Raw genomic sequence first — 10,656 nt, forward strand, 5'->3', positions numbered from 1 at the left:
GGGCGCAGGCGCGCTGCCCCCTATTGCGGCGACCGCGCCTGCCACAGCAGGAACTGCTCGAACAGCTTTTCCGCCTGCTGGGGCGGCACCCCGCGCTGTTCGACGAAGCTGCGGAACTCCTCCTTCCTCGCGGCGGCGGTCTGCGGCTCCTTCGCCGCCGACGCCTGACGCAGCCACTGCTCGGCCGGCTCGAAGCGGGTCCAGCCGGGCACGTCCGCCGCCAGATTGACCTCCTTCCATTTCGGATGGCGCGGCGGCTTCAGGAACTCGTCGAACTTGCTGAAGAAGGCGTCGACGAAGCGGGCGACCTTGCGATGGCGGTCCACGTCGCGGTCCCAGCCATAGACCGCCATCACCGCGCCGACCGCCACCGTGTCCACCTCTTCGCCGGGCTTGACCAGCCCCTCATAGTCGGTGCTGGTCAGCCGCGACGGCAGATAGGTGTCGAGCAGGGCGGCGCTCATCGGGATTGACAGGAAATGCAGCCCGTCATTCCCTTTCAGGTCGCGGAACAGCCGGGTCGGCTTGCCGGCGACATAGGCCATCGCCGCGATCTCGCCCCGGCGCAGCTTTTCCAGGGCCAGGGCCTGGTCGTCCGCCTGCGGTTCCACCTTGATGCCCAGCATGTCGAAGACCAGCGAAGCCGTCATGCTGGTCCCGCTTCCCTGCACGTCGACATTGACCTTGCGGCCTGCCAGATCCTCGATCCGCGTCACCCCGGGGCCGGCGAGGATGTGCATTTCCTCGTTGTAGAGCTTGGCGATGTATTTGATCCGCCGGTCGAGATTGGGCAGAAGCCTTTCGCGCTTGGCATAGGCGAGAACGTCCGACTGCACGATGCCGACGTCGATCCCCTTCAGCAGCACGATGTCCTTCAGGTTCTGGACCGACCCCTTGCCCAGCATCGGCAAGACGCGCAGCGTGTCGCCGTCGTCCAGCACCGACGCCAGATCGGCGGCGATGCGCACATAGGTCCCCTCGACGCCGCCCGACACGATGCCGACGGTACCGCTGTTGGCGTTGACGCCGCGCGCATCGGCGGCCGACGCCGTGCCGGCCCCCGCCATCGCGCTGCCGGCGATGCATGCTCCCAACGCAAGCATGCGGCCCAAAAGAAGAATACGGCCAAAAAGAAGACTATGGGCGACCGATGCCTTCATGATGCTCCCCCCTCGATGGCTCCGCCTGCGCCCGGCTATCTGGACTTGCCGGCGAGCCAGTCGGTCAGTTTCTTCAATTGCTGTTCGGCGTCGCCGCTGCCGGCGGCGACCGCCCGCCGGTACCAGGAGGCCGCCTGCTCCGGATCGGGCGGAAGCCCGCGGACATGCAGCCGCTCATGGACCAGCGGATCGTGGGTGCGGCCGAGCGCGAAGGCGGCCTTCGCACTGCCGGTCGCGGCCACCATCTCGTAATAGAGCCGCGCCCCCGCCAGATCGCCCTGGGCGAACAGGTCGTCGCCCCGCTTCATCAGCGCCGCCTCGGGAATGCCGGACGGCAGCTTGGGCGGGCGCTGCACCGCCACCTCGCGCTGCTGCGGCGGCGAGGGGGAGGGCGGGGCGGCCACCGCCGGCGCGGCCGGAAGGGCGGCGGTGGTGACCGGCGGTTCCGGCACCGGCGGCGCGGCGACAGCCTCCTGAACAGCGGCCTGCACGGTCACTTCGGGGACGGCGTCAATCTCCCGATCCGGCGATTCGACGGGTGCCGGATCAGGGGTGGCCTTGCTCGCCACGGCTTCGCTTGGCGGCGGTTCCTGCGGCGACGGTGACGCGGCGCTTCCCGATCCCACCGGCCCCGTATCCGGACCGGTCGCCGCCATGGCCTGCTCCATGGTCGGGGACGAGCCCCCATGCGCCGGCGGCGTGTCCGGCACCGACGATTCGGCGGCGGCGACCGCTTGGGAGACCGGGATCGCCAGGGTCACCGCCTGTTTGGCGACCACGCCGCCGCCATGGTCGGTCACCGCCGTGATGCGCAGTGTCACCGGATCGGAGCTTTCCGGCGGCAGGGTCAAGGTCAGGTCGGGCAGCCCTTCCAACTGCACCTTCCACGCGCCGTCCGCGCCCCTCTCGCCATTCGAAAGACGGGCCTTCGCCGGCAGATTGTCGATCAGCACATAGGTGATCGCTTCATGCTGCGGGTTCGGCTGGCCATAGGGGGCGGTGACGGCGATGGACAGCAGGATCGGCTGCCCCGTCCCGCTGGCGGAGGCCTGGGCGGCAACGAACGGCATCAGCCGCCAGTCGGTCTCCGCTCCGTCGCTCTTGGTCCCGGCTCCTTTGGCCTCTTCCCGTTTCGGGATCACCATCGTGCGCGTGGCGACGGCATCCGCCGGCGGGGCGGTGGCTGGCTGGGCAATGGCCGGCGGCTTCTCGCGCACGACGAGCCAGGAATCCAGCGTGCTGTCCGCGCCGCCCTCCTCTCGGCCATCCTCCCCCTGCGCCATTCCGGCAAGCAGCACGCCCGACCGCCAGGAAACGCCGTCCAGTTGCACCGGCAGCGCCAGGACCGTCAGCACGGCCAGACAGGGGCGTAAGGAGCCCGGACTCCGCGGTCTGGCGTCACCATGCTGAAAACCGCGCCGCAAATCGGCACGATGCAGGAAAGGGCGCAGAAAACCGGACCGCATCTCGCGCATGGCGGCATCCTCCCAGACAAAATCCCTCAAGACCAGCCTTGCAGCCGGACCGAATTTCGGGACTTTTGAAAGATATGCGGCGATGTTTTACGCCGTCAGTTGTTTCGATTTCTTTATTATCTTACCGACCGCTTTAAGGTCGTTTTATTTTAAGATGTAGCGGGGGAAAAACAACCATCCCGTAGAGGGCATTTCCCGCTTTACGGCAAAGGGTGGATTACTTCCTTAGATCCGAATCCGGAACCGATCGGGCGGCACCCATGCCGGCCGGGCCGGGCGATGCCGGAACGGGGTGCCGACATCGCGCAGATCCGCCTCACCGGTCCTGACGCGAACCGGCGGGACGGCATTCAATCCGGAATGCTTTGACAGATCACCCTTCGCCCTGGGCGCCCAGCAGGCTGCCGCGGCGGCGGCGGATCTCGACGCTCTGGCCGGGGGTGATCGGCAGGAACTCCCGCGGGCGCTCGTCGCTACCGGCCAGGGCGCGGTAGGTGGCGGCGTTCGCCTCCTGCACGTCGTTGCCGCGGCGGACCTGATCCAGGAACTTCTTGCTCGGCATCATGATGTATTCGATGTCGTTGATGCGCCGGCCATCCTTCGACACCGTCTTCTCGACATGGTCGAGGATTCCCTCCTCCACCAGAGAATCCACGGCCAATGTCACGGTGCGCAGCGTGTCGCGCCGCCGGCTCCACTCGTTCATGCCGCTGTTGTTGATGATGTCGTCGGCCGACAGGATCATCGGCGGCACGCCGTCCGGCATCCGCGTCAGGTCGAGGTCGCCATACTCGATGGACAGCCGGTTGTAGAGCCAGCGCGCCACCGGGCTCTTCAGCCGCATGATCCACTGGTAGGAGATCGGCTTGAATTCCAGGTTGCGGATGGCCGAGGCGACCAGCGCGTTGAACTCCAGATAGGTGTCGTTCTCGTCGTCCTCGCCGCCCTCGCCGGTGCGCGGACGGATGTAGAGGGTGGGGAAGACCGAGGATTCCAGGACGGGCCGCGCCGACTTGCGGCCGTTCTCCGGCACCTTGCTGATGATCATGCGGGTACGGGCCAGGATCTCCAGCGCCTCGCGGATCTCCGCCGTGTCCATGGTGCGGTTGACCGCCCGCAGTTCGCGCCGGATCTCGTACAGCGAGAAATGCACGCGCACCCGGTCCTGCTTGTCGCCCATCAGCGACAGGCGCGAGCGGTCCATGGCGAGGCGGCGGACCACCTGCTCGACGATCTGCTCGCGCTCCGACGGGAACACCTCATATTCGACCATGCGCTTGTCGGCCGGATCGTCGCCGGGGCCGGGCTTGGCCGGGCGGTAGATGCGGGCGGGCTGCAGGGTCAGCGAGAACAGGGCGTCCTTGAAGGGGAACTCCTTGTGCACCGACTGGACGAACGCATTGGCGGCCGGCAGCTCCGGCTCGGTCCCGCGGCCCTTCGACACGAACACGAATCGCGGCGCCGTGTCGTAAAGCGCGATCATATGGGACTGACTGCGGTCCTCCATCTCGAACAGAGTCAGCTGGACCGCGTTCGCCTTGCTCATGGCTCATCCCTCCTCGCCAACCGCCACGATAGGGGCTGGCGTCGGACGGACGCAACCGGCGGCTCCTATCCGCCGCCAAGCCCTGTGTCCCGTTTGGCCGCGCTTGTGTAGGAATTGCCCGCGCCTGTGTCCCGAATGCCCGCGCTTCGACCGGATCGTCGCCGCCCGACCGTCCCGGAACCACCCCGATCGTCCCGAATCGGGAGCGGAACGGCGAAGCGCGAGCATTTGGGACAGAGACTCGGGAGCCCCAATTCTCCCGCCAGCACGACGAAACGCGGGCAAATGGGACAGCCCGGATCGCAGCGGACTCCAAAACGCGAGCATTCGGGACACAGGCTTGACCGCATAAGCTGTGACAGCGGGCGCAAACGCGGGCAAATGGGACCGAATCTCTTCTCTCCTCCGCCAGCCCACACGACCATCCGCCCGTCCAACCGCGAGCAAGCGGGACAACCCGCCCCCACAAAACGCGGGCAAACGGGATCGAATCCGATTCGCAAGCCTGCCGCGGCCAAATGGGACCGCTTCGCGACCAAAGGCGACACAGGCGCGGGCTGATGGGACACAGCTGCGGGCGAAGGGGACACACCGGACTCGGTCCCATTTGCCCGCGATTCGACGCCCGCGCCGACCGGCGGAATCCTTCGCGCAAGTTCACCGGCCGTCCAGTTGGCTCACTCCAGCTGGCCGCCAGCCGGTCCCGATGCTTTGCGGAGTTTCCCATGTCGCACCCGACACCACATCCGGCACCACATCCGATGGCCGGCCATCCCCTCGACAATCGCAGATGGGGCCGGATTCCGGCATGGTGGCTCGACCACCCCGGCCTCGACGCCGATGGGTTCGCCGTGCTGGCGGCGCTGGCCACCTTCGCCGACGACGGCGGCCTGTGCTGGCCGTCGCAATCGACGCTTGCCGCCAAGCTGAAGCGGTCCCGCCCCACCATCAACCGCATCATCCAGGGTTTGAGCGACCTCGGTCTGCTCAGCGTCGAGCATCGCCGCGGCCGTGACGGCGCCCGGCTGTCCTGCCTCTACCGCCTGCGCTTCACCCCGTCGGATGTGGAATCGCCGGACGTCGCCGCCGCGACCCGCCCTGTTCCGGCCGCCGACAGGCCTGTCCCAACGGACGACAGGGATGACTCGGCGACAAACACCCCCTGTCCGCCGACGAGTCAGGAACAGGTCCATTCCAAACAGATTCCGGACTCGCACGCCCCGGGCGAGCCCACGGACGGACGCGGGCCCATGGACACACGCGAACGGGCACAGCCGGTTCCGGAGGACTGGATGCCGACCGCCGCCGACCTCGCCTGGGCCAAGGCCCGCCATGCCGACATCGACCTTGGCCGCCATGTCGAGGGCTTCATCCTGCGCTGCCGCGCCCATGGCTACCGCTACCGCGACATCTCCTCGGCCTGGAGGGCGTGGCTGTCGCAGGACGCCGCCGTCGGCAAGGCGCCGGTGTCCCGCGACCGCTCCCCGATAACAGCGCCGGGCCGCCCCACCGCCACCGCCGCCGAACAGCGTCTCACCGCCTGGAGCGCCGCCGCCGCCGAACTGCGCCAGCGCTCCACCCCCTCCTGGTCATGAAGGGAAAGCCGATGACCGCAAGACCCGCAAGCGCCCGCACTGGAAACTCCCCCTCTGGCAGCGCCACCATCACCGCCCTGCCACGCGCCCACAGCCCCGCCGCGCCGGCCGCCGCCTTCGACCCGGCGCTGCCCGCTCCCCAGCGCCGGATCCGGCTGACCGCCGCGCTGCCGCCGCCGCTTCAGGAGCTTCTGGCCCGGGGCCGCACCGACCGCCGCCCGCGCTTCGGCGAGGATGGCTTCGACGGCATGATCGAGCAGTGGTCTCCCCCCGCCGGCGTCACCGCCGCCCAGTCGGCGCTCGCCCGGCAGACCCTGGAGGAGCTGTCCGCCACCGTGCTGGCCCCGGCCGACAGCGACCATCTGCTCGGCCGTGTGCTGACCCTGCTCAGCCATTTCCCGGCCAAGGGCCTGTCTCCGGAGGTGGAGCGGATGATGGCGCTCGACTGGGCCGACGATCTCGGCGAATACCCGGCCTGGGTGATCGACGCCGCCGCCCGCAACTGGCGCCGCAGCCGCAAATGGCGGCCTTCCATCGCCGAGATGCGCGCCCTGTGCGAGGAGATCTGCGCCCCGGAACGCGCCCTGGCCGACCGGCTGCAAGCGCTCGCCGACGCCGCCCCGCGCGAGGCGGCCGCCCCGGATCCGAGGGTATTGGCGACGGGAGCGCTGCGCCGCATGGGGTGATGCCGCCTGCGCCCGGCCTCGCGGTGGAAGCCGCAGTGGAAGCCCGGTATCCGCGGTCCATATTAAGCGGCCCGTCCGCTTCCTCATGCCGTCCGATGCCCGACAGCTCCTCCCTGCCGCTCCCGTCCGCCGCCCGTTTCGGCTGGTGCTGCCAGTTTGTCCCGCCCGATGGCGACGCCGCCCTTGCCAAGCGCATGAATCCCGGCACCGTCACCATCGCGACGCTGAGCAAGCTGAGCCCCGCCCGCGCCGAGGAAAAGCTGACGGAGGTGCTGCGCCGCAATCTCCACGCCCTGCACCTGCAGCTGGACGAGGTCGCCCGCCATCCGGCCTACCGCCGCCTGCTGCGCGTCAACAGCGGCCTGCTGCCGGCCTACACCCATGAGGTCGGGCGGCCGCTCTACCAGCAGCCCGGCGTCCAGGCGCTGGTGCGGAGCGGGCTGGAGCATGCCGGCCGCAAGGCGATGGAGGCGGACATCCGCATCGGGCTGCATCCGGACCAGTATTGCGTGCTGAACAGCGCCAACCCCGCCACCCTCACCAATTCGGTGGCGGAGCTGGAATACCATGCCGACATCCTGCGGATGATGGGTCTGGCCGGCGGCTGGCACCCGCGGGGCTCCCACGTCAACATCCATGGCGGCGGGCGCGGGGAGGGGACCGCCGGCTTCCGCCGCGGTCTTGCCCTGCTGTCGGAGGATGCCCGCAACCTGCTGACCGTCGAGAACGACGAGATGTCATTCGGCCTGGACGATCTGCTGCCGCTGGCCGACGCGGTGCCGGTCGTGCTCGACCTCCACCATCATTGGGTCCGCAGCCAGGGCGAGTATCTGCGCCCCGATGATCCGCGAATCGCCACCGTGATCGGCTCCTGGCGCGGGGTGCGGCCGGTCGCCCATATCAGCGTGTCGCGCGAGGATCTGCTGCCGGACTGGCCGGCCGACAGCCTGCCGGACTATGCCGCGCTGGCGGCGCGCGGGCTGACGACCAAGGATCTGCGCGCCCATTCCCAGCGCATGTGGAACCACGCCGTCAACCGGCTGGTGGCCGACCACCTCACCTGGGCCGATTTCGAGGTGGAGGCCAAGGCGAAGAACCTCGCCGTCGACGACCTGGAGCAGGACGCCCTGCGCAGCGGCGCCGTGGCCGCCGCCACAGGCGGGCTCCCCTGATCGCCAGCCCCCTGATTGGCAGTCTTGACCAACGGTTGCACTCAACTACTCTGTGACTGAAGAGGGATGAGAGGTCGAGGGTGAGACGTGGCCAGCAACAATAACGGGCTCGATAACCGGCCCGGTGACCGGGAAGACAACCGGGGTGCCCTGTCGCAGTTGCAGGCGATGCTGGACACCGTGCCCGACGGGGTCGTCATCATCGACGCCCGCGGCCGGATCACGTCCTTCAACCCGGCCTGCGAACGCCTGTTCGGCTGGACCACGGCAGAAGTGGTCGGCCGCAACGTCAACATGCTGATGCCCTCCCCCTATCGGGAGGAGCATGACGGCTATCTGGAACGCTACCACCGCACCGGAGAGCGGCGGATCATCGGCATCGGCCGCGAGGTGACCGGCCAGCGCAAGGACGGCTCCTGCTTCCCCATGGACCTGTCGATCGGCGAGGCGGCGCAGGACGGCGTCCCCGTCTATATCGGCATCATCCGCGACCTGACCGCCGCCAAACAGGCGCAGACGGCGCTGCGCGAGCGCGAGGCGCGGCTGACCTCCATCCTCCAGACGGTGCCGGAGGCCATCATCGTCATCGACGAGAAGGGGCTGATCGAATCCTTCAGCCCGGCGGCCGAACGGCTGTTCGGCTGGACGGCGGCGGAGGTGATCGGCCGCAACATCAACATGCTGATGCCCTCGCCCTACCGCGAGCAGCATGACGGCTATCTGGAGCGCTACGAGCGGACGGGGGAGCGGCGGATCATCGGCATCGGCCGCATCGTCTCCGGCCAGCGCCGCGACGGGTCGGTGTTCCCGATGGAGCTGGCGGTGGGGGAGGTGCTGCTTGCCGGCCGGCGCTGCTTCACCGGCTTCGTCCGCGACCTGACCGAACGGCAGGCCACCGAACGGCGGTTGCAGGAACTGCAGTCGGAGCTTCTGCATGTCAGCCGGGTCAGCGCCATGGGCCAGATGGCCTCGACGCTGGCCCATGAACTGAACCAGCCGCTGACCGCCGTGATCAACTACGCCAAGGCCGCCAAGCGGCTGATGGAGCGTCCGGAAACGGTGACCAAGGCGATGGACATGGTCGACAAGGCCAGCGCCCAGGCCACCCGCGCCGGCCAGATCATCCGCCATTTGCGCAGCTTCATCGAAAAGGGCCAGACCCACCGCTCTGTCGAATCCCTCAACAAGGTGGTGGAGGAGGCGAGCGCGCTGGCATTGGTCGGCGCCAAGGAGCGGGGCCTGCATGTGCGCTTCGACTTCGACGCCGCCGAACCGCAGGTGCTGATCGACAAGGTGCAGGTCCAGCAGGTGATCCTCAACCTCGTCCGCAACGCCATCGAATCCATGGGCGGAGCACAGATCGACCAGCGCGTGCTGACCGTCCGCACCGGCCCCGATCCGGACGAGCCCGCCTTCCGCCGCGTCGCCGTCCTCGACACCGGTCCCGGCGTGCCGGAGACGGTGCGCGCCCAGCTGTTCCAGCCCTTCGTCACCACCAAGAGCAGCGGAATGGGGCTGGGCCTGTCGATCTGCCGGTCGATCATCGAGGCGCATGGAGGACGCCTGTGGCTGGAGCCGCCGGCCGAACCGCCGGAGACCGGCGCCAGCTTCGCCTTCACCGTTCCCTTATCCGCCCCCCTATCAACGTCGGATGCCGACGATGCCAGCTGATGCCGTGCCCGACATGTCCGCCGACCTCACCGTCTTCATCGTCGACGACGACGACGCCATCCGCGATTCCCTCCAGATCCTTCTGGAATGCGCCGGCTTCCAGGCGGAAAGCTTCTCCACCCCGCTGGCTTTCCTGGAGTCCGACGCCCCGGCGCGGCCGGGCTGCCTGCTGGTCGACGTCCGCATGCCGCAGATGAGCGGCCTCGACGTTCAGGAACGGCTGGCCCGCGACGGCCGCGCCATCCCGGTGGTGGTGATGACCGGCCATGGCGACGTGCCGCTCGCCGTGCGCGCCATGAAGGCCGGGGCGGTCGATTTCGTCGAAAAGCCCTTCGAGGAGGAGTCGCTGCTCGCCGCCGTCCGCTCCGCCCTGGCCCGTGCGGTGGAAAGCAGGGTGCCGGCCGCCGCCCCGCCGGCCGCAGCCCCGGAACAGCCGGCGCCGCCCCCCGCCGCCTCCGCATCTCCGGAGGTGCTGGCCCGCCTGTCCGCCCTGACACCGCGGGAACATGACGTTCTGCGCTGGCTGGTGGCCGGCAAGTCGAACAAGGTCATCGCCTTCGAGCTGTCGATCAGCCCGCGCACCGTGGAAATCCACCGCGCGCGGGTGATGGAGAAGATGCAGGCCGACAGCCTGCCCACCCTGGTGCGCATGGCGATCTCCGCCGGCGTGGTTCCCGGCGGCCTGTGATCTCCGTCAAGCCTGATCTGCATCAAAAGCGCGCCGCATACGCAATGGTCCGTATATCGGCACCCCCTGCCACATTTTATCTTCCATGACGCGCCGCATCGTCGGCGCTGTTGTATCTGCATGGAAGTTCGGAGGCCGTCATGGATCATTTGGACAACGGGCCGGGCAGGGGCCCCGGGGCCGGGATCGTCCACATCGTCGACGACGATGAGCCGGTCCGCGACTCCCTGAAGGCCCTGCTGGAAGCCTTCTCCTTCGATGTGCGGGACTTCTCCTCCTGCCGGGAATTCCTCGACCACTATGACGGAAACCCGCAGGGCTGCGTCGTTCTCGACCTGCACATGCCGGTGATGAGCGGGCTGGAGTTCCTGGAGCGCCATCGCGGCGACCTGCACGGAATGCCGGTCATCATGGTGTCCGGCCGCGGCGATCCCGCGACCTTCGCCCGCGCCAAGGAGGCCGGCGTCGTCGCCGTGCTGGAGAAGCCGTTCGACGAGGACCAACTGATCGACATGCTGAACGGCCTGATGCCGTCGGCCGCCGCCGCCTGAGTGAATCTCCCTCTCCCCCCCGGGGAGAGGGTCGGGGTGAGGGGGATGCACTACGTGGATTCTCGAGAATCCTCACCTTGCGACCCCCCCCCCCCAACCCCCCCCCCCCGGG

Annotated in this window: 9 protein-coding genes; 6 read left to right on the top strand and 3 right to left on the bottom strand. The window is 68.6% G+C overall.

The features are described from left to right. Positions 1-20 precede the first annotated feature (20 nt). The 3 genes from TSH20_RS12755 to TSH20_RS12765 form a co-directional block, all read right to left on the bottom strand. Positions 21-1,094: a TAXI family TRAP transporter solute-binding subunit gene (locus tag TSH20_RS12755; protein WP_247871457.1), complete on the bottom strand. Its 1,074-nt coding sequence runs from the start codon at positions 1,092-1,094 to the stop codon at positions 21-23. Between the two features lie 101 nt (positions 1,095-1,195). Beyond that, positions 1,196-2,515 (bottom strand): sel1 repeat family protein, encoded by a 1,320-nt coding sequence (locus tag TSH20_RS12760; RefSeq protein WP_109075095.1) that lies wholly within the window; start codon positions 2,513-2,515, stop codon positions 1,196-1,198. Positions 2,516-3,008: 493 nt separating this feature from the next. Beyond that, positions 3,009-4,181: a plasmid replication protein gene (locus TSH20_RS12765; RefSeq protein ID WP_109075096.1), complete on the bottom strand. Its 1,173-nt coding sequence runs from the start codon at positions 4,179-4,181 to the stop codon at positions 3,009-3,011. A gap of 761 nt (positions 4,182-4,942) precedes the next feature. Between TSH20_RS12765 and TSH20_RS12770 the strand changes: the two genes are divergently transcribed. From TSH20_RS12770 to TSH20_RS12795, 6 genes are all read left to right on the top strand, one after another. After that, a complete protein-coding gene (locus TSH20_RS12770) occupies positions 4,943-5,776 on the top strand; it encodes a helix-turn-helix domain-containing protein (protein ID WP_109075097.1) in 834 nt (277 codons plus the stop codon). 11 nt (positions 5,777-5,787) lie between these two features. Further along, complete coding sequence (locus TSH20_RS12775; RefSeq protein WP_109075098.1) at positions 5,788-6,462, top strand: hypothetical protein; 675 nt, start codon at positions 5,788-5,790, stop codon at positions 6,460-6,462. Between the two features lie 95 nt (positions 6,463-6,557). After that, positions 6,558-7,634, top strand: a complete 1,077-nt coding sequence (locus TSH20_RS12780; RefSeq protein ID WP_109075099.1) for a UV damage endonuclease UvsE — start codon at positions 6,558-6,560, stop codon at positions 7,632-7,634. A gap of 87 nt (positions 7,635-7,721) precedes the next feature. Further along, entirely contained in the window at positions 7,722-9,305 is a 1,584-nt protein-coding gene (locus TSH20_RS12785; protein WP_247871458.1) for a PAS domain-containing sensor histidine kinase, read from the top strand. Then, entirely contained in the window at positions 9,295-9,993 is a 699-nt protein-coding gene (locus TSH20_RS12790; RefSeq protein ID WP_247871459.1) for a response regulator, read from the top strand. Before TSH20_RS12785 ends, TSH20_RS12790 begins: the two co-directional genes overlap by 11 nt. 140 nt (positions 9,994-10,133) lie before the next feature. Beyond that, on the top strand, positions 10,134-10,544 hold the full coding sequence (locus TSH20_RS12795; RefSeq protein WP_109075101.1) for a response regulator: 411 nt from the start codon (positions 10,134-10,136) through the stop codon (positions 10,542-10,544). Positions 10,545-10,656 lie beyond the last annotated feature (112 nt).

The sequence above is a fragment of the Azospirillum sp. TSH20 genome, assembly GCF_003115935.1.
In the GTDB taxonomy this organism is placed as follows: domain Bacteria; phylum Pseudomonadota; class Alphaproteobacteria; order Azospirillales; family Azospirillaceae; genus Azospirillum.